At 34.2% G+C, this 20,344-nt stretch carries 17 protein-coding genes; 13 read left to right on the top strand and 4 right to left on the bottom strand.

Annotated features, from left to right (window positions below; all coding sequences use genetic code 11):
• Positions 1-2 precede the first annotated feature (2 nt).
• The gene (locus B2Z27_RS02545; RefSeq protein WP_286812442.1) at positions 3-1,865 is read right to left on the bottom strand and encodes a DNA topoisomerase IV subunit B; all 1,863 of its coding nucleotides are present in this window, start codon (positions 1,863-1,865) and stop codon (positions 3-5) included.
• Between the two features lie 238 nt (positions 1,866-2,103).
• Here B2Z27_RS02545 and B2Z27_RS02540 point away from each other — a divergent pair, with 238 nt between their 5' ends.
• On the top strand, positions 2,104-3,003 hold the full coding sequence (locus tag B2Z27_RS02540) for a J domain-containing protein (protein WP_286812441.1): 900 nt from the start codon (positions 2,104-2,106) through the stop codon (positions 3,001-3,003).
• A 2-nt stretch (positions 3,004-3,005) separates the two neighbouring features.
• Positions 3,006-3,302 (top strand): chaperone modulator CbpM, encoded by a 297-nt coding sequence (locus tag B2Z27_RS02535; RefSeq protein ID WP_286812440.1) that lies wholly within the window; start codon positions 3,006-3,008, stop codon positions 3,300-3,302.
• A 50-nt stretch (positions 3,303-3,352) separates the two neighbouring features.
• Here B2Z27_RS02535 and B2Z27_RS02530 read toward each other — a convergent pair whose 3' ends face one another.
• Entirely contained in the window at positions 3,353-5,359 is a 2,007-nt protein-coding gene (locus B2Z27_RS02530; RefSeq protein WP_286812439.1) for a hypothetical protein, read from the bottom strand.
• A 108-nt stretch (positions 5,360-5,467) separates the two neighbouring features.
• Positions 5,468-6,562, bottom strand: a complete 1,095-nt coding sequence (ychF, locus tag B2Z27_RS02525; protein WP_286812438.1) for a redox-regulated ATPase YchF — start codon at positions 6,560-6,562, stop codon at positions 5,468-5,470.
• Between the two features lie 201 nt (positions 6,563-6,763).
• Here ychF and B2Z27_RS02520 point away from each other — a divergent pair, with 201 nt between their 5' ends.
• From B2Z27_RS02520 to B2Z27_RS02510, 3 genes are all read left to right on the top strand, one after another.
• Complete coding sequence (locus B2Z27_RS02520; RefSeq protein WP_071342105.1) at positions 6,764-7,342, top strand: RNA polymerase sigma factor; 579 nt, start codon at positions 6,764-6,766, stop codon at positions 7,340-7,342.
• A gap of 57 nt (positions 7,343-7,399) precedes the next feature.
• Positions 7,400-8,413, top strand: coding sequence for a FecR family protein (locus B2Z27_RS02515; RefSeq protein WP_286812437.1), 1,014 nt, complete (start codon positions 7,400-7,402; stop codon positions 8,411-8,413).
• A gap of 369 nt (positions 8,414-8,782) precedes the next feature.
• Positions 8,783-11,548: a TonB-dependent receptor gene (locus B2Z27_RS02510; RefSeq protein WP_058104223.1), complete on the top strand. Its 2,766-nt coding sequence runs from the start codon at positions 8,783-8,785 to the stop codon at positions 11,546-11,548.
• Positions 11,549-11,685: 137 nt separating this feature from the next.
• On the opposite strand, the gene B2Z27_RS02505 is transcribed toward B2Z27_RS02510, so the two are convergent.
• On the bottom strand, positions 11,686-12,036 hold the full coding sequence (locus B2Z27_RS02505; protein WP_058102593.1) for a 4Fe-4S dicluster domain-containing protein: 351 nt from the start codon (positions 12,034-12,036) through the stop codon (positions 11,686-11,688).
• Between the two features lie 89 nt (positions 12,037-12,125).
• On the opposite strand from B2Z27_RS02505, the gene B2Z27_RS02500 reads away from it, so the two are divergent.
• The 8 genes from B2Z27_RS02500 to B2Z27_RS02465 all read left to right on the top strand — a co-directional run bounded on the left by B2Z27_RS02500 (position 12,126) and on the right by B2Z27_RS02465 (position 20,317).
• Positions 12,126-13,196: an acyl-CoA reductase gene (locus B2Z27_RS02500; protein ID WP_286812436.1), complete on the top strand. Its 1,071-nt coding sequence runs from the start codon at positions 12,126-12,128 to the stop codon at positions 13,194-13,196.
• Positions 13,197-13,260: 64 nt separating this feature from the next.
• Complete coding sequence (serC, locus tag B2Z27_RS02495) at positions 13,261-14,325, top strand: 3-phosphoserine/phosphohydroxythreonine transaminase (protein ID WP_058102591.1); 1,065 nt, start codon at positions 13,261-13,263, stop codon at positions 14,323-14,325.
• Positions 14,326-14,372: 47 nt separating this feature from the next.
• Positions 14,373-15,323 carry a D-2-hydroxyacid dehydrogenase gene (locus B2Z27_RS02490; protein ID WP_058102590.1) on the top strand — a complete coding sequence of 317 codons (951 nt, stop codon included), beginning with the start codon at positions 14,373-14,375 and terminating at the stop codon, positions 15,321-15,323.
• A gap of 69 nt (positions 15,324-15,392) precedes the next feature.
• Positions 15,393-16,025, top strand: a complete 633-nt coding sequence (locus B2Z27_RS02485; protein ID WP_071342101.1) for a DUF937 domain-containing protein — start codon at positions 15,393-15,395, stop codon at positions 16,023-16,025.
• Between the two features lie 64 nt (positions 16,026-16,089).
• Positions 16,090-16,554, top strand: coding sequence for a DUF6146 family protein (locus B2Z27_RS02480; RefSeq protein WP_286812435.1), 465 nt, complete (start codon positions 16,090-16,092; stop codon positions 16,552-16,554).
• Positions 16,555-16,584: 30 nt separating this feature from the next.
• Complete coding sequence (locus B2Z27_RS02475; RefSeq protein WP_286812434.1) at positions 16,585-16,899, top strand: DUF6787 family protein; 315 nt, start codon at positions 16,585-16,587, stop codon at positions 16,897-16,899.
• Between the two features lie 432 nt (positions 16,900-17,331).
• Positions 17,332-19,725, top strand: a complete 2,394-nt coding sequence (locus B2Z27_RS02470; RefSeq protein ID WP_286812433.1) for a TonB-dependent receptor — start codon at positions 17,332-17,334, stop codon at positions 19,723-19,725.
• Positions 19,726-19,762: 37 nt separating this feature from the next.
• The gene (locus B2Z27_RS02465; protein ID WP_286812432.1) at positions 19,763-20,317 is read left to right on the top strand and encodes a type 1 periplasmic binding fold superfamily protein; all 555 of its coding nucleotides are present in this window, start codon (positions 19,763-19,765) and stop codon (positions 20,315-20,317) included.
• Positions 20,318-20,344: the final 27 nt, after the last annotated feature.

The following is a 20,344-nucleotide window of genomic DNA, read 5'->3' as shown; positions in this document are numbered from 1 at the left end:
ATTTATACTACTTTATCTTCTATTAAATCAACTTCTACTTTAAGATTGTTGATAATAAATTTTTGTCGGTCGGGTGTGTTTTTCCCCATATAAAAACTTAGCAATTCTTCAATGGACATTGCTTTATCTAACATTATGGGCTCCAACCTAATATCGTCACCAATAAAATGCCTGAACTCATCAGGTGAAATTTCACCCAACCCTTTAAATCGGGTAATTTCTGGTTTACCACTTAACTTATTTATCGCATTTTGACGCTCTTCATCACTGTAACAATAAATAGTCTCCTTTTTATTTCTAACCCTGAATAAAGGAGTCTGTAGAATATACAAATGATTTTCCTTTATCAATTCCGGGAAAAATTGCAAAAAGAAGGTAATCAACAATAAACGGATATGCATACCATCTACATCGGCATCTGTGGCAATAATGATATTATTATATCGTAAATCCTCAATAGATTCCTCAATATTCAATGCCGCCTGCAGAAGATTGAATTCTTCATTTTCATATACAATCTTCTTTGACATTCCGTAAGAGTTCAAAGGCTTTCCTTTTAAACTGAAAACGGCCTGGGTATTCACATCCCTTGACTTTGTTATGGAACCAGATGCAGAATCACCCTCGGTAATAAACAGGGCACTTTCCAATCTACGATCATGCTTCATATCACTTAAGTGCACCCTACAGTCCCGTAATTTCTTATTATGCAAACTGGCTTTCTTTGCCCTGTCACGAGCAAGTTTACGAATACCGGACAGCTCCTTACGTTCCTTCTCCGCCATCATAATCTTACGCTGAAGTTTCTCTGCCGTCTCTGCATTCTTATGTAGATAGTTATCTAAATACTTGCCAACAAAATCATTGATATACGTACGTACGGTAGGAAAGTCTCCACCCATATCGGTAGAACCCAATTTAGTTTTTGTCTGACTTTCAAAAACCGGCTCCATTACCTTGATCGATATAGCGGATATTATTGATTTCCTAATATCAGATGCATCATAAGACTTTCCATAAAAGTCACGAATAGTTTTTACGATCGCCTCTCTAAATGCTGCTTGATGCGTACCACCATGGGTAGTGTGCTGACCGTTTACAAAAGAATGGTACTCCTCACTATATTGTGTTTTACTATGGGTAATGGCTACTTCTATATCTTCACCCTTTAAGTGGATAACAGGGTACAACATATCTTCTACATTGTTATTATCCTCTAAAAGATCTTTTAATCCGTTTTCAGAATGAAACTTTTCGCCGTTATAAACTATTGTCAACCCTGGGTTCAAGTAAACATAGTTTTTAAGCATGCGTTCTACATACTCATTCCTGTATTTGTAATTTTTAAAAATGGTCTCATCAGGTATAAAGGTAACTTTGGTACCTTTTCTTTTACTGGTTTCCTCAGGACCTACTTCGCTTTCTAAATTCCCGGAACTGAACTGCGCGGTCTTTAGTTGATTATCCCGAGAAGATTGCACCTCAAAAAAACTGGATAACGCATTAACCGCCTTTGTACCAACTCCGTTTAGACCCACTGATTTTTTAAAGGCGCGACTATCATATTTACCACCAGTATTCATTTTAGAGACTACATCTACCACTTTACCTAAAGGTATACCCCTACCGTAATCCCTTACCTTTACAACTTTATCTTTTATGGAAATTTCAATGGTCTTACCAGCGCCCATTACAAATTCATCTATACAGTTATCTATAACCTCTTTTAAAAGAATATAGATTCCGTCATCGGCAGAAGACCCATCCCCTAACTTACCAATATACATACCAGGTCTTAATCGGATATGTTCTTTCCAATCGAGCGAGCGTATGTTATCTTCAGTATATTGAGATTCTTGAGCCATATAAAAAAATTTATGAAAGTTGCGTTAAAGATAGCACCACTCGGCAAAAGATAAAATAGCTAACTGTTAAAGTAATTAACAATTAATTCATGTCTTTTGTTGATAGCCTCAACAAATATGGTAATTCGGTCAAAAACTATTGCATTAAAATTCATAATAAATGAACTAATAATAACTGACCTATGTCATTGTAGTTTTTTCGTCAATTAAATATCTTTAATGAAGAATTTGAATACTTATGGAATTTATTGACTACTATAAAATTCTTGAATTAGACAAAACGGCTACTCAAGCAGATATTAAAAAGGCGTATCGCAAATTGGCCCGCAAACTTCATCCGGATTTAAACCCTAATGATAAATCCGCACAAGAGAAGTTTCAACGCGTTAATGAAGCTAACGAGGTTTTAAGCGATCCTGAAAAAAGAAAAAAGTATGACCAATATGGTAAAGATTGGGAACATGCCGAAGCTTTTGAAGAAGCCAAAAAAAACCAGCGCCGTTCCACTTCTAATACAAATAGAACATACACCAATTATAGCGGGCAGCAAGAAGATTTTTCAGATTTCTTTGAATCCATGTTCGGTGGTGGCGGCTTTGGAGGCAGTGCAAGACAAAGAACCTCCCAATTTAAAGGTCAAGATTTAAATGCTACGTTAAATTTAAATATGACCGATATTCTACAGGAACAAAAGCAGACTTTAGATCTTGGAAACAAAAAAATTAGAATCACTATCCCTGCGGGTGTCGAAGACGGACAAACAATAAAGATTTCAGGTTATGGTGGCGAGGGTGTAAATGGCGGTCCCAAAGGGGATTTATATCTAACATTTGAAATTTACAACAACACAGATTTTCAACGAGTAGGAAACGATTTATATAAAAATGAATCTATTTCTCTTTATGATGCCATTTTAGGTAGCTCAATTGAAATTACAACATTGACCGGAAAGGTAAAATTAAAAGTAAAACCAGAAACACAGAACGACACCAAAATAAAGCTAAAAGGAAAAGGTATGCCTATTTATAAAAAGAAAGGTGCACATGGAGATTTATATATTACCTATAAGGTCACTATGCCAACCAATCTATCTCAAAAAGAAAAAGAATTGTTTAAACAGCTATCAGAATTAAGATAATTATGGATCAAGAGAACTATATACAAATAGAAGTATACTGCAAACAAACGCAAACTCCCTTAGAGTTCATTGACGACTTGTTAGAGTTTGAGATGATTGAAGTTCAAGAAATTGACAACAAGAATTATGTGTTACCACATCACATATTAGAAATAGAACGCATTTACAGATTGAGAAATGACCTTGGTATTAACATGGAAGGAATAGACACCATAAATCATATGCTAAAAAAAGTCAACCGACTGGAGCAAGAATTAAAAATGCTACGAGATCGGCTGACTATATATGAGCCTAATTAAAAGTTATTTCCTAACTTATGAAATAGTAAGATTAAAATGATAATCAAATTCTAAAATTCACATTGACCAGCTTTTAAATCAAAACAATTACCTGCGGCATTTTGTGAAATAGAACAATCAATTGTAGGATTTAAATCAATTAAATTATTTATACCACAATAATTTCTAAGCAAATTGTTATTGTAAATTGACAAGGAACCTTCTACTTTAACTAAACTTTCCAATCCTTCCAAATTAATTAAATTATCATTAGCATAAATTTGAAGATTTGCCCCAATAAATTCTAAATTATTTAAACCATTTAAGTTTTCTATATTTAAAAATTCAAGTATAAAACGGGAACCTATATTCCGCAATGAACTAAAACCACTTAAACTAATTAGTTTTGGATTATTGGAAATCTGGATTTCCCCTTCAACAGATTCTATACTATTCAAAAAATTAATATTTTCTAATTGTAGATTATTTTCTAAAAAAATATTTCCAGAAATTAACTTTAAGGCTGAAAACGTATCATCCTCTAATAGACTACTAGTTTCTGATAATCGAAAAGAATTTACTTGCTCCAAAGCATTAAAACCTGATACATTTTCAATGGTTTCATTATATCCTATACTAAAATTCCCTGTAACACTCTTTAAAGAATTAAAACCATCTATTATTTCAAGTACAGGATTAAATTCTATTTCAAATCTACCTTCAATAGTCTGCAAGGATTCAAAACCTTCAATACTTTTAATACTTGAATTTCTTGTAACTTTAAAACCAGAGCTAATACTAACTAAAGTATTAAAACCCTTAATCTCAATCAATTTTTGATTGTTGTAAATTGATAAACTACCTTGAATTGATTCTAACTTATTAAAGTAAGGAAGACTTATTAAATTTAAATTATCATTAATACTAATTGAACCAACTTGCATTTCAGCATTATTAAACCCATCAATCAATGTCAATGCATTATTATCTACAATTTGAAAATTTCCAAAATTTATAATATTGTCAAAGCCTTTTACTGAAATTAAAGCATCATTATTTTCTACATGAATATTTTGAATTTGTGTTAAATTATTAAACCCATCAATACTTTTAAGATTAGTATTATTAACAAATACCATTCCCTGCAAAGTTGACAATTCGTTTAAGCCCGAAACATCTAACAAACCAACATTTTGTTCAATAAAAATATTGTTTTCAATTATCTTAACATTTTTAAATCCATCTAAATTTTCTATTAAAGTAGTTGCCTGTATGCTGATTCCCAAAGAAATTTCTTGCAAGCCATGAAAACCAATTAAACTTGAAAGTGATTTGTTGCCAAAAATATGAATGAAATTAGCTATTGAAATTTGAGACAATGCATCAATATTTTCTAATTTATCATTTGAGTACAATTGAATATCTCCACTAAAATCATTAAGATTATTTAATCCACCTAAATCTTTTAAAATTTCATTTTCATAAAGTATTAAATCAGCACCAATACTACTTAGACTATTTAAAGAAGATAAATCAACAATTGTTGAAGGATTATTTGAGTCTCTAATTTCTAATGAACCAGAAATTTCTGTATAATTATTGTCACCAAAATCATCTACCTCTTTTTGGGATGTAAGCACTACATCACCTTCAAAAACTTTTTCAATTTGCTCGAACATACCAGTTTTAAGGCTAACTTCATTCCCATAGCCCACACCCTCACTATTGGTTGCGTAAGCCCTCACAAAATATTCGGTATTTGATTCCAACCCATCAATTACACTTGTAAAATCTGCTGCGCCAGTACCATCAGATGTTATAAAATCATCAATTGTTGGTGTTGAAGAAACACTCCAACAAACTCCTTTAGATATAATTTCCGCACCTCCGTCATCAGAAATATCACCCCCTGAAACAGCTGAATTATCAGTAATATTCGTAGCAATATTAGTAGTTAACTCCGGAATTCCTAACTCTACAAATTCATCTGTGCCCAAATCATCCGATTCAGAATCCGAGCAACTAATTGTACATAAAATAATAAAGTAAAGCGGTAATAATTTTTTAAACTTCTGCATTTAGATAGATAAAATTTTAATTTATTCAAAGAAAACAAATCAACTAATTATCTAACTAAAAAACAGACTTAACAATCAAATTAATCGCCAATTAACATCAGTAGCCTCTTACACATTAAAACGGAAATGCATTACATCACCATCTTTAACAATGTATTCTTTACCTTCAACTCTCATTTTACCCGCTTCTTTCACTTTTGACTCACTCCCAAAGGTAACATAGTCATCATAAGCAATAACTTCTGCACGAATAAAACCTTTTTCAAAATCGGTATGTATAACTCCAGCTGCTTGTGGCGCAGTTGCACCAACAGGAATTGTCCATGCACGTACCTCCTTTACCCCTGCGGTAAAATAGGTTTCCAAATCTAATAACCTATAAGCTCCACGAATTAATTTTGCCGAACCAGGTTCCTCCAAGCCCAAATCTTCTAAAAACATTTGGCGCTCATCATATGTTTCCAATTCGGTAATGTCAGCCTCAGTGCCAACAGCCAAGAATATGACCTCTGCATTTTCTGCCGCAACTGCTTCCCTCACCTTTTCTACATACGCATTTCCATTAACCGCTGCCTCTTCATCCACATTACAAACATACATCACCGGTTTATCGGTTATAAACTGTAACGGTTTCACAAATTCTAGCCTTAACTCCTCTTCAATTTCGATAGCCCTTACAGAGGTACCAGCCTCTAGACCTGTCTTAATAGCCAATAGAACAGCTTCTTCTTTTTGCGCTTCCTTATTTCCCGTTCGTGCGGCTCTTTTTACTTTTTCCAATTTCTTATCTACAGTCTCCAAATCTTTCAACTGAAGCTCCATATCTATGGTTTCCTTATCCCGAATAGGATCAACACTACCATCAACATGAACTATATTGTCATTATCAAAGCAACGTAATACATGAAGAATTGCATCCGTTTCACGAATGTTACCTAAAAATTGATTCCCTAAACCTTCTCCCTTACTAGCACCTTTAACCAAGCCGGCAATATCCACAATTTCTACAGTTGCAGGTAACACTCTTTCTGGGTTTACCAATTCCTCTAACTTCTCTAACCTTGAGTCTGGGACATTAACCACACCAATATTAGGTTCAATTGTACAAAACGGAAAGTTTGCGCTTTGTGCCTTAGCATTGGACAAACAATTAAAAAGTGTTGATTTACCAACATTTGGCAACCCTACAATACCTGCTTTCATAATTTATAATATTTCAAGAGTGCAAATATAGTTTTTACCAACACAATTTTCATTCATTTTTAAATCTAACACATCTGTTAAATTACATACGATTAAATTAAATATAATTCAAATTATTTAGCTAAACGATATTTAAATTGAACGTATTTAACAATATTTAAGAAATATTTCTTACTTTGTCAGCAGAACATGTGAAAATATATGGAACTTCATTCAGATGAAACAATATGGTATTTCTTTAAAAAGGGCGAAGCAAACGGCTTTAGTCTCCTTTTTAAAAAATACTATCCTCAATTACACGTGTACGGTTTAAAGCTTAGTAACAACAGAGAAATAACAGAAGATTGTCTGCAAAACTTCTTCATTCAACTATTTGAAGAACGCGAAAAACAAAATGAGATTAAGAATCTTAAAGCCTACCTATTTGTATCTTTTAAAAGAAGATTGATCAAACAATTACAAAAAAATCAAAAGAACGTTCCAATTTCTGAAGCACAGCTATTTAAATCTAATTTTACTTTTTCTGCCGAAGAAATTTCAATTCACCAAGAGATGCATTTTAAATGCACGTCTACCTTAGCCCAACTGATTAATAATTTATCCCCTAGACAAAAAGAGGTACTCTATTTGAAATACTACAGCGAAATGAAAAGTTCCGATATTGCTGAAGTTATGGATATGAACTACCAAAGTGTTTTAAACGTACTTCAAAAAGCTTTAACAAAGCTAAGAAAAGTATCTGAAAATCAACAGATTAAAAATATTTTGAAAAAAAATTGAATTTAATAGGGTATATTTTTAAGAAGTAAATCTCTTATAAATGGAATACCTTACTAAATGAACAAGAAGCACAAATTCGATCTACATTATTTTCTAAACGATGCGTCTTTTGAAAACTGGGCCAAAGGCTTAAACAATAACGATGTCTCCTATTGGAATTCTTGGATACAAAACAATCCAGAACATCTAGAAACATTTCATAATGCAAAATCTATAATTACGGGTATTAATTTCAATCAAGACTACCCTAGCAACATCGATGTTGATCATGCGCTATCAAAGGTTTTAGATAAAATTGATATTGACGATTCTTCAACAAAAAAAATGAAGAAAGTTCGCTCATTGAATACGGTATTATACTCTACAGCTGCCGCAGTACTTCTGATCCTTATAAGCTACAGCAGCATTACATATTTTAATGAACATTCCACCACTGTACACAAAACCAATTACGGAGAAATAATTGATCTAAAGCTACCTGATGGTACATCTGTGGTACTTAATGGCAACTCAGAAATTTCATATGACAATGATAATCCACGCCTTTTGAACTTAAAGGGTGAAGCATATTTTAAAGTTAAACCCATACCAAGTACAAATGCCAAGTTTTGGGTAATTACCAATGACCTTAAAGTTGAAGTATTGGGCACACAGTTTCATGTGAATACCAGAAAACAAAAAACAAACGTAGTTCTTGACGAGGGTTCTATTCATTTAGAATTTAAAAATGGTGAAGTGGCAAAAATGATACCGGGCGAAATGGTTTCATTTTCAAACGAGAGTAAAAAACTACTTCATAAAAGGGTAAATATTGAGACCCCATATGCTTTATGGAGAGGTGGCACCTACGCCTTTAATGAAATTCCACTTAAAGATGTTATGACCAATTTAGAACTGACATATGGTCTAGAAGTACAGTATTCAGCTGAAAATTTAAAGGAAATACCCATTTCCGGTGGTATACCAAATCAGAATTTGAATATATGTATAGCTGCCATAGAGAAGGCTACAGGAACAAGAATTATTAACAAAGGAAATATTTTACGCGTACAAGAAAACCCTATTTATTAACTAAACTATTTATTTATGAGAACAAAACAAATAAAGAGATTGCTTTTTGCAACACTACTATGTACTAGTAGTATTAGCATGATGGCGTCTGAAAAACTCAAAGAAAAAATCACTTTAAGTGAGTTTTTAAACGAGATAAGTGAAAAGCACGAAGTGTATTTTACTTACAACCCCACTCTGGTATCTACTACCAGTTTAAACCCTGAGGAATATAAGTTCCCTGTTTTAGATAAAATCATAAATAAACTAGAACGTAAAACTAGTTTCGATTTTGAATATTTAGGAAACAAATACTATGTAGTTTATCATAAAAAACCACAAAGAGCTAAGGTTTTAAGACTAAAATCCAGTACAAACGGTATATCTGCCATGACATTGAACACTAAGGTTCAAAATAGCATTACAGGTAAGGTAACCGACGATTCAGGAATGCCTTTAGCAGGTGTAAACATCGTAGAAAAAGGAACCACAAACGGAACAACTTCAGATTTTGATGGTAATTATACCATTAATGTTGAAAATGACACCAAATTAGTTTTTAGCTACATAGGTTTTGCTTCCCAAGAAGTGTCTACAGCTGGCAAAAGCGTAATTAATGTTCAATTATCTGAAGGTGTAGCCCTAGATGAATTTATTGTTGTTGGGTCTAGAACTGCTCCTAGAAGTAATACAGATACACCATTACCTGTTGATGTTGTTGGTGTTAAAGAATTGACCTCTACCGGTCAGGCTACTTTTGACAAAGCTTTACAATACAGAATACCATCTTTTAATACGGTACAGACACCTGTAAATGATGCAACTTCATTATTGGATCCTTATGAGATAAGAAATATGGGACCAAGTAGAACGTTGATATTAATAAACGGAAAGCGTAAAAACTTAAGTGCATTGTTATACACTCAAACATCCCCAGGTCGTGGTGAAACCGGTGCTGATATATCGGCAATACCTACAGATGCGATTAAAAGAGTGGAAATTCTTAGAGATGGAGCATCTGCTCAATATGGTTCTGATGCTATTGCGGGCGTAATGAACATTATTCTAAAAGATTCTCCAAATGAAGGTTCTGCCACGTTGAGAACAGGTATTACTTCTGAAGGTGATGGTGAAATGTTCGGTGTAGCAATCAATAACGGTTCTACCATAGGCGAAGACAAAGGTTTTGTAAATTATACATTGGATTTATCTAAAGTAAATCAAGCAAATAGACCAGGTACTGTTAATGCTGCTGGTGAAGCCGCTGATTTTGGTGCCGATATTGCAGATGTACAAGAATTCTTATCAAGACGTCCAGATGCTGGTAACATCAATGGTTCTCCAGAAACTGCTGCTGCAAAATTCTCCGTAAATTTAGGTTATGACTTAAGCGAAAACACCACTTTATATGGTAACGCTGCATATGTCTACAAAGCTGTAAATAGTTTTGCAAACTACAGAACACCGTATTGGAGAACAGTTGATGATTTTCCTTATCTAGCTGATTTCTTTCCGGGTGACAACCCAAATACTGCCGGTGGATATGATGGATACTTACCAACATTTGAAGGTTTATTAAGTGACTATAATGCAACAATAGGATTCAAATCAACAATTAATGATTGGAATGTTGATGCAAGCTTCACAACCGGTGGCAACTTACAAACGTATAAGGTAAACAATACCCACAATAGAAATGTTGTATATTCTCCATCTGTATTTATAGATGCTAATGGCAATGGCTCTGTTGATGACGGTGAAATTACTGAAGGTTCAGAATTATATAGAGAAAATAGCCAGCAGTCTTTTGATCCGGGAGGAACTAGATTTTCCCATAATGTTGGTAACATTGATATCTCAAGGTTACTTTCAGACAAAGTAAGTATTGGTGTTGGTGCTGAGTTTAGAACAGAAACTTTTGAAATTATAGAAGGTGAACTTGCCTCTTACGACGGTGGTGGTGCAGATTCATTTGCAGGAGCATCTCCTCAAAACTCAGGAAAATTCAATCGTTATAACATTGGTGGATATTTAAGTTTAGACTACGATGTATCTGATGCATTTTTACTAAGCGGTACTATTAGAACGGAAAACTATTCTGATTTTGGAAATACGTTCATCTATAAGTTTAGTTCTCGTTACAAGTTTAGCGATGCATTTACATTGAGAGGTTCTATTTCTTCTGGTTTTAGAGCTCCTACCCTACACCAAATTTATACTCAAAAAGCACAGTACAGCTTTGTACCGGGTCAAGGTATTCAAGTTGGTGGTCTGATCAACAACGTGTCTACACAAGCAAAACTTTTGGGTATACCTCAATTAGACGCTGAAACATCTACAAACTTTACTATAGGTTTTGGTGGAAAAATCGCTAATAAATTCAGCTATACTTTAGATTATTACAACATTAAAGTAAAAGATAGAATTGTATTAGGTAATGAGATAGGTCCTAGTGGCGACGCTACTAACGCATTAGACGTTTTATTGGCGAACAACAACTTAAGCGATGTAAGTTTCTTTTCTAACGCAATTGACACCAAAACCTCTGGTGTAGATGTGGTACTTGCCTACAAAGGAATTGAAATTGGAGAAGGCAGCTTAGATTTGAACTTATCTGGTAACTATACAATTCAGAATGAACTAGACGGTCCTGTAAAGGATATCGCCTTAGTAGCAAATTCTGGTCAATCTGTAGTTAACCAAACGCAAGAAGCCTTGTTCTTTACATCAAGACCTAGAACAAAGTGGATTTTAGGAGCTAATTATGACATCAATAAATTCGGTTTTTCATTGAATAACACATTATTTGGTAAAACCAGCTTCTTTCAACAAGGTTTAAGTACTGATGCAAATGGTAACTTTAATTTGGGTACAGAATTCGATCCAAAAGTAGTTACGGATTTAGGAGTTAATTATAGCGCTACAGATAAATTAACTATAGCCTTAAACATTAACAACTTGTTCAACGTATTACCAGAATGGAGTTTTGTTTCTCAAAATGCTGCAGGAGATGCTATCTTGGCAGATCCAGCTCAGACTCAGAACCAATCTAACCTAATTACTTTTAACCAACGTTATTCTCAAATGACGTATGATGGTTACCACTTTAGCCAATTAGGAACCATGTTCAACTTATCTTTAAATTACAAGTTTTGATTTTGATTTAGTTTATTTAATAAAAAAGCTACCTATTGATTTAGGTAGCTTTTTTTTATTTCATCAAGAAGTAATAATAAAATCTAATTCAGAATATATTTTTTATGATAGCTATATTCTAAAAATCACCCCCTCATTTATTCAGGGTGCATAAAGCGTTGCTTTGCCAATAATACCTCCTCTGTTTCAACATGGTCATCATCTGGCACACAACAATCTACCGGACATACAGCTGCACACTGTGGCTCTTCATGAAAGCCCATACACTCGGTACATTTATCTGGAGCTATATAATACACTTCATCACTAATAGGTTCCTGTACTTCACCCGCGTCAACTTCTTTTCCATCAGGTAAAACAACATTGCCCTCTAAAGATGTACCATCACTATATCTCCACTCATCTGCTCCTTCGTAAATTGCAGTGTTTGGACATTCTGGTTCACAAGCCCCACAATTTATACATTCATCAGTTATTATAATTGCCATAATTTCTTCTACATTAAAATGCCCAAAAAAGAACGGGCATGCTTATTTTTGCACAAAGGTAATTCCTACCTATTTAGTATACAAATATAATGGCCCATAGCAACCTTACGATAACAGCTTTTGTTAAACTTGGAAATTTTCTAAGAACATTTTGTGAATTAATAGACAAAAACACCATTTCTGATCATTTAAATGACAAATGGGTAAGTTCTTTCAAATCAGAAATAGAACGAGCACATCATTACAATGGCTGGTTTACGGAAGAAAACTGTACCCATGCTTTCAAAGAATGGGGAAAAGTACTTTCTGAAGAAAATATTGAAGCCTGGCTGAGTAACTACGACCTTAGCATCAACAATGAAAAGGTTGTAGCGTTAATTTTGGCCGGCAATATTCCTTTAGTAGGGTTTCACGATCTTTTATGCGTTTTAATTACCGGCAATAAAGCTTTAGTAAAACTATCAAGCAATGATCAAAAATTAATTCCACTTCTCATTGATTTTTTAATTGACATTGAACCTTCTTTAAAGGATAAAGTAATATTTACCAAAGAAAAACTTGATCATTACGATGCTGTAATTGCGACTGGAAGTAACAATACGGCACGTTATTTTGAGTATTATTTCGGTAAAAAACCAAATATTATTCGTAAAAACAGAAATTCTGTGGCTGTTTTATCCGGAAAGGAATCCCAAGAAGAACTAACAGCATTAGGAGAGGATATTTTTAGATATTTTGGTTTAGGGTGTAGAAGCGTATCTAAAATATACCTCCCAAAAGAATATAATATTGACACTTTTTTCAAAGCAATGTTTCCGTACAATAGCATTATCAACCACCATAAATACGCCAATAACTACGATTACAATAAAGCAGTTTATTTAATGAGCGAGTTTAAATTATTGGATAATGGTTTTTTGATTTTAAAAGAAGAGGAAAGTTTTGGTTCGCCAATAGCTTCATTGTTTTACGAGTACTACGAAGATGTGTCAACATTAAAAGAGAAGCTTAAGGACAATAAAGAAAACTTACAATGTATTGTTTCATCTGGTTTTGTAGAAGATGAAATTTCTTTTGGAAACACCCAAAAACCAATGCTAAACGACTATGCCGACGGTATAGACACCATAGCATTCTTATTGAACACTTCTAAGAATTAAATAGCGATAGTAAAGAAAAATCTTCAAAAAATTCTGACCTTTGCAACCTTAAATTACACACAAGATGAAAAAACATAATTTTAGTGCCGGTCCCTGTATCTTACCAAAAGAAGTACTTTTAAAAGCTTCTGAATCTGTTATGGACTTTAATGGTTCTGGACTTTCACTTATTGAAATTTCACATAGAAGTAAAGACTTTGTTGCCGTAATGGAAAATGCAAGATCATTGGCATTAGAACTGCTAGATCTTAAAGACAAAGGCTATAAAGCATTATTTCTTCAAGGTGGTGCAAGTATGGAGTTTTTAATGGTAGCCTACAATTTACTGGAGAAAAAAGCAGGTTATTTAAATACTGGTACTTGGAGCGATAAAGCCATTAAAGAAGCTAAATTATTTGGCGATGTGGTTGAAGTTGGCTCATCTAAAGATGAAAATTTTAAATACATACCTAAAGGATACTCAGTTCCCAGCGGTTTAGATTATCTACATATTACATCTAACAATACAATTTTTGGGACCCAATTCAAGAAGTTTCCAAAAACCGACTGTCCTCTTGTTTGTGATATGAGCTCAGATATATTCTCAAGAAGTTTAGACTTCTCTCAGTTCGATTTAATATATGCCGGTGCACAAAAGAATATGGGTCCTGCAGGGACAACTTTGGTGGTCGTTAAAGAAGAAATTTTAGGTCAAGTATCTAGAAAAATTCCTTCAATGTTAGATTATCAAGTACATATTTCAAAAGATAGCATGTTCAATACACCACCTGTATTTGCAGTTTACACTTCTATGTTAACATTAGAATGGTTAAAAAATCTTGGTGGTATTGCAGCTATAGAAGAAATCAACGAAAAGAAGGCAAGATTACTTTATTCTGAGATTGATCTAAATCCTGTTTTTGAAGGCTTTGCCAATGTAGAGGACCGTTCTTTAATGAACGCCACTTTCAACCTTACGGATGATGTCTTAAAAACCACTTTTGAAAGTTTGCTAAAAGAAGCCGGAATTAATGGTTTAAACGGTCACCGTTCCGTTGGAGGGTATAGAGCTAGTATGTACAATGCATTATCATTAGAAAGTGTTGGTGTATTGGTAGACGTCATGAGCGAAATGGAAAGAAGAGGATAATTGTTGTAACATATACCGAACACAACAATAAAATTGTATTAAAACATATGAAGATATTAGCAAATGATGGAATTTCCCAAAATGGCATCACCACTTTGGAGAAAGCTGGATTTAACGTTTTAACGACGACGGTTGCTCAAGAACAATTAAGCAACTATATCAATGAAAATAAAATTGACGCATTATTGGTACGTAGTGCTACCAAAGTCAGAAAAGAATTAATTGATGCCTGTCCTACTCTAAAACTAATTGGTAGAGGTGGTGTTGGTATGGATAATATTGATGTAGATTACGCTAAATCTAAAAATATTCATGTCATAAATACACCAGCTGCCTCATCAGAATCTGTGGCAGAATTGGTTTTTGCACACCTTTATGGAGGCGCACGTTTTTTATATGATGCAAATAGAAATATGCCTTTAGAAGGTGATAGTAACTTTAAAGGATTAAAGAAATCTTACTCAAAGGGTACGGAACTTAGAGGTAAAACCTTAGGTATATTCGGATTTGGTAACATTGGTCAAGCTACCGCTAAACTTGCCATTGGCGCTGGTATGAAGGTTATATACTGTGATCCAGATGTAGCGCAGACAGACATTGAGCTTACTTTTTATGATGGTCAAAATGTTACGTTCACACTAAAGAACACTGACAAAGATGATGTCCTAAAGAATGCAGACTATATTTCATTGCATATTCCCGGTCAAGAGAACTATGTTCTGGGAAAAGCTGAATTCTCCAAAATGAAACAGGGTGTTGGTATCGTCAATGCCGCAAGGGGTGGTGTTTTAGATGAAGTTGCATTGATCGATGCTTTAGAAAACGGCACTGTTGCTTTTGCCGGTTTAGACGTTTATGAATCTGAACCAAAACCAGAAATTAAAATTCTAATGCACTCTAGCATTTCGCTTTCTCCACACATTGGTGCAGCAACTTTAGAGGCACAAGAAAGAATTGGACAAGAATTGGCCGACCAAATTATTTCTTTACTAAATTAAGAGCTCAATAGCATATTTTATTGACTCTTTTTCGTATTTTACAGCATAAACATTAAATTAACCATTACAATGGCAGGATTATTAGATTTATTAAATAGCCCAATGGGGCAACAATTAATTAGCGGTGTAGCTGGACAAACAAATCAGCCTGAAGACAAAACCGCTAATGTACTAAGTATGGCAATGCCACTAATTCTTGGTGCAATGAAAAAAAACGTTTCAACACCAGAAGGTGCTCAGGGTTTAATGAGTGCATTATCAAGTAATCATAGTGGCGGAATCTTAGATAACCTAGGAGGTTTGTTTAGTGGCGGTGTAGACGAAAGTGTAATGAATGACGGTGCGGGTATTTTAGGCCATGTATTCGGAAGTAAACAACCACAAGTAGAAAGTGCATTAAGTGCAAAATCTGGTTTAGATTCTGGATCGGTTGCTCAAATACTAAAAATTGCAGCCCCTATAGTTATGGGCTTTTTAGGCAAGCAAACTGCGCAGAGCAATGTAAGTGACGGCACAGGAATGAACGCTCTTTTAGGTAGTATGCTCGGTGGCCAACCTCAAGAAAACCAAAGCCTTATCACTTCATTATTAGATGCTGATGGTGACGGAAGCATATTAGATGATGTTGCCGGTATGGTAATGGGCAGCAATAAAAAACAAGGTGGTCTTGGAGGCCTTTTAGGAGGTCTTTTCGGTAAATAATACCTAGAAATCATATAGTTAAGCCGCTTGTAAATACAAGCGGCTTTTTTTGTATCTTATTTCTATGAAAAAGAAGATATTTAAAATTATTTACGGTACAATAGCTGCGACCTTTTGTGCATTGCTATTTAATTGTGGTACAAAGAGCGCATCACTAGCTATAAGCGAAGATGAAAAAAATGCCTTTACCCAAGTAGAAGGAGATACCATTTCCATTTCAAGTGAAGAAACTGAATATGAAATTATTATCATAGAGCCTGGTTTTAATATATGGTTGGCCTCAATAGCAAAACCTGAAGGTTATTATTCGCAAAATTTCTTGGAAAATAGAAATCAAATAATGGTTTTAGAATGGAACCAAAGAGTATTACAGCCTGCTAGATACAATCCAAATTTATATGAAATGCAAATAGATTACTTTAGACAAATTGATTATGGCTATGAAGTAAACTATAAGCTGTATAATTATTTTATTTATTTCCAAAGAAAATACAATCAGCGATTAGGCCCTTTTATACCACGTATATAAAAAGTATATTTGGCGTTTTCAATACATGCCATGCAGAAATTAAAAGAACGCTGGGGAATCACCAGTAATTTTCAACTTGTAATTATATTTATAGTATTTGCCATCACCGGATCATCATCTGTATATGTAGCAAAGCCTTTTCTAAATTTAATTGGTCTTCAGCAAGAAAATTTTTCGACTGCCTGGTGGGGAAGCACTCTGTATTGGTTTTTACGAATTTTATTAATTTTCCCTTTCTATCAAGTGTTATTGGTAATTTATGGATGGTTATTTGGTCAATTTAGATTTTTTTGGGCTTTTGAGAAAAAAATGCTGAAAAGAATTGGACTTGGATTTTTATTCTAACACACTTTTGTTGGGTTTTCTTTAACAAACAGTTCTACATCTTTTAGTACTTTAGCGCTGTGAAGAGATCAATATTTACATATTTCTCAGTATTTATTTTGTTCTGCCTTATGCTGATCAAGGTAACTTCTTTTCATGTCTATTCCCATCAAGATAATAAAGTAGATACTATAGAAAATTGTAGTATTTGTGAATTGGCAGTTCAGAATCAAAACGCTGAATACACTTTAGTTGCCACATTTTTATTCATAATTGCTTCAGTAATTATTATCACGGAAAAAAAACTGATACCTTTTTCAATTACAGTACCTAAAACGCTTTTCAGGTACACTACTTTTGGTCGCCCCCCACCCTGCCAAGCCTAATACCCCTTCCGAATTTTAAAATTGGTTTTCTTTTTCAACCAATTTATTATAGCGCTAAACTTATATAATGAAGTATTATTTATATGTTTTCGCAATCCTATGTAGCACAATTATTTACGCTCAAGATTGCAATTCAATATTATTAGGAGAAATTGTTGATTTCCATGACAACAGTCCGTTGAGTGGAGCAACTATTAACATAACTGGCAAAGGTTTTTCTACGGTCTCCCAACAAAACGGAAAATTTAGCTTTAAGGAGCTATGTGACGGGGTTATAGAACTTGAAATATCGCATCCAGAATGTACAACAAAGTTTGTAACATTGACCATTAATGGGGATACCTATTCAGAAATTAGGCTAGAACATCACCTAGAAGAATTAAAGGAAGTCAAAGTTGTTGGCGATGTACCAAAAAACACAAATTCCGCTCAGGAAAATATTTTATCGGTTAAAGATATCGAACGAAGCAGTGGTAATAGTTTAGGAGATGCATTAAAAAAGATTGCCGGAGTATCAACCTTAAATACCGGAGGAAATATAGTTAAACCGGTCATACAAGGTTTAAACGGTAGTAGAATCTTAATTTTGAACAATAACGTTCGTATGCAAGATATGGAATGGGGAGAAGAGCATGCCCCTAATGTAGACGTAAATGCAAATCAGAATATAAGCGTTATAAAAGGTGCTGCCGCTATAGAGTACGGAGGCGATGCTATCGCAGGTGTTATTGTACTTGAACCTTTACCAATAATAAGAACCGACTCTTTATTCGGTAAAACCCAACTTAATCTTGCCTCCAATGGCCGTGGTGGTAACATAACATCTTCATTGACCAAATCATATAAATCAGGCCTTTATATTAAAGGACAAGGGTCATTTAAAAGACTTGGGGATCTTGAAGCACCAGATTATATATTATCAAATACAGGTATTAAAGAAAGTGGGGTCTCACTTAGTATAGGTAAACGAGACTTTATACAAGGATGGGAAGGTTACTACTCATATTTTAATTCGGAAATTGGCATATTGAGAGCATCGCATATTGGCAATATAGATGATTTAATAACAGCCATTAATAGTGACGTACCAAGTGTGGTAAACGATTTTACTTATGATATTTCCCAACCATACCAAGAAGTTAGCCACCATTTAGGAAAGCTAAATTATTATAGAAGATTTGAAGGTTTTGGAAAATGGACCCTGCAATACGATTTTCAAAAAAACAGAAGATTCGAATATGATATACGTGTAGGCGATGATGCGGATAAAGCATCTTTAGATCTTGATTTAACCACACATTCCGTACTTACCAATATAAAATTTGATGCAAAACAAGGTCTAGATCTCAAGGTTGGAGCTCTAGGAAGGTTCCAAACCAATTTTGCCAATCCAGATACCGGTGTCCGAAGATTGATACCTGATTACGATAAATTTGATTTTGGTTTGTATTCAATAGGAAGTTATGAACTTGATACCGATTGGACGCTAGATGCCGGACTACGATATGATTTCAGCAGAATAGATTCCAAAAAATTCTATAGAACTTCTCGCTGGGAAGAACGTGGTTATGATATAGATTTTGCCGATATCGTATTGGAAGATTTAGGTACGCAACTACTGACAAACCCAGTCTTTGACTATCATAACGTCTCAGGAACATTAGGTTTCCATTATGAAATAAACGGAAAAGATCATTTACGGTTTAACTATGCCCTATCTCAAAGAGCACCTAACCCATCTGAATTATTTAGCGATGGTCTTCACCATTCTGCGGCACGAATAGAATTGGGCGATTTAAGAATGAGCAGTGAAACCTCTTCTAAATTTTCAGCTTCACTAGAAAGAAATAGTAACAAATTGGGGTATTCTGTTGCTCCATTTGTTAATAGCATTAGAGACTTTATACTTCTTGAACCAACGGGTGTAGAATTTACTATACGTGGCGCTTTCCCCGTATGGTCTTATCGTCAGACCAATGCAGTCTTGTTTGGTATTGATGCTTCTTTATATAATAATTGGTCATCAAATATTAGAACAGATCATAAGTTTGCTTGGGTAAAAGGTACAGATAGTGAAACAGACACACCGTTGATTAATATACCTGCTGCAAATTTTACAAATAGCATTACATACACCAATACCAAATGGAACAATTTTCTTATAAGTCTTGAAAGTCAATATGTATTTGAACAATCCAGATATCCAGAAAATATTGAGGTTTTTTCTCCTCAACAACAAGAGAACGTGTTATTGGAAATTAATACACCACCCGAAGCTTATCACCTATTGGCATTAAATACGGAAACATCTTTTACAATTAAAAATAAAAATGACTTAACCGTAGGTCTAAGTGCAACCAACTTACTAAATACAAACTATCGTGATTACCTAAATAGGCAACGTTATTTTGTAGATGATATGGGCAGAAATATAAGTATGCGCCTAATTTTTAACTATTAAGAATAATTATTACTAACAAATGAAAACAAGAACAAATATGAAAAGAAACAACATACTAAAAACCGTCCTAGCTCTAAGTTTAATGGCAACCGTAATGACTTCATGTTCAAGTGATGACGATACCCCAGAAGTAGTAAACGAAGAAGAAATCATTACTACGATGAAAGTAACGTTAACAAGCGCTGATGGTATTGCAACATTGCAATCTCAGGATTTGGATGGTGACGGACCAGATGCTCCAGTAATAACAGCTGATAATTTAACCGCAAATACGACCTATACTGGGAGTATTGTATTATTGAACGAAACGGAAACACCTGCAGAGGACATTACCGAAGAGGTAGAAGAAGAAGCAGACGAGCACCAGTTTTTCTTTGGACTATCTGGTTCTTTATCTGAAGTGACTTATTCTGATACCGATGAAGATGGAAACCCAGTTGGTATTGAATTTGAATTAACAACTGGTGATGCAGGTTCTGGAACAATTACAATTACGTTACGTCATGAGCCTACAAAACCTAACGATGGCACTTTAGCAGATGCAGGCGGAGAAACAGATATTGCTCAGACTTTTTCCGTTACGGTAGAGTAGTAAAAATATAAACACATGTAAAACTAA

It is taken from the genome of Maribacter sp. UBA3344, from assembly GCF_002362375.1.
Classification (GTDB): Bacteria; Bacteroidota; Bacteroidia; order Flavobacteriales; family Flavobacteriaceae; genus Maribacter; species Maribacter dokdonensis.
This window is presented reverse-complemented; position numbering and strand designations above follow the sequence as displayed.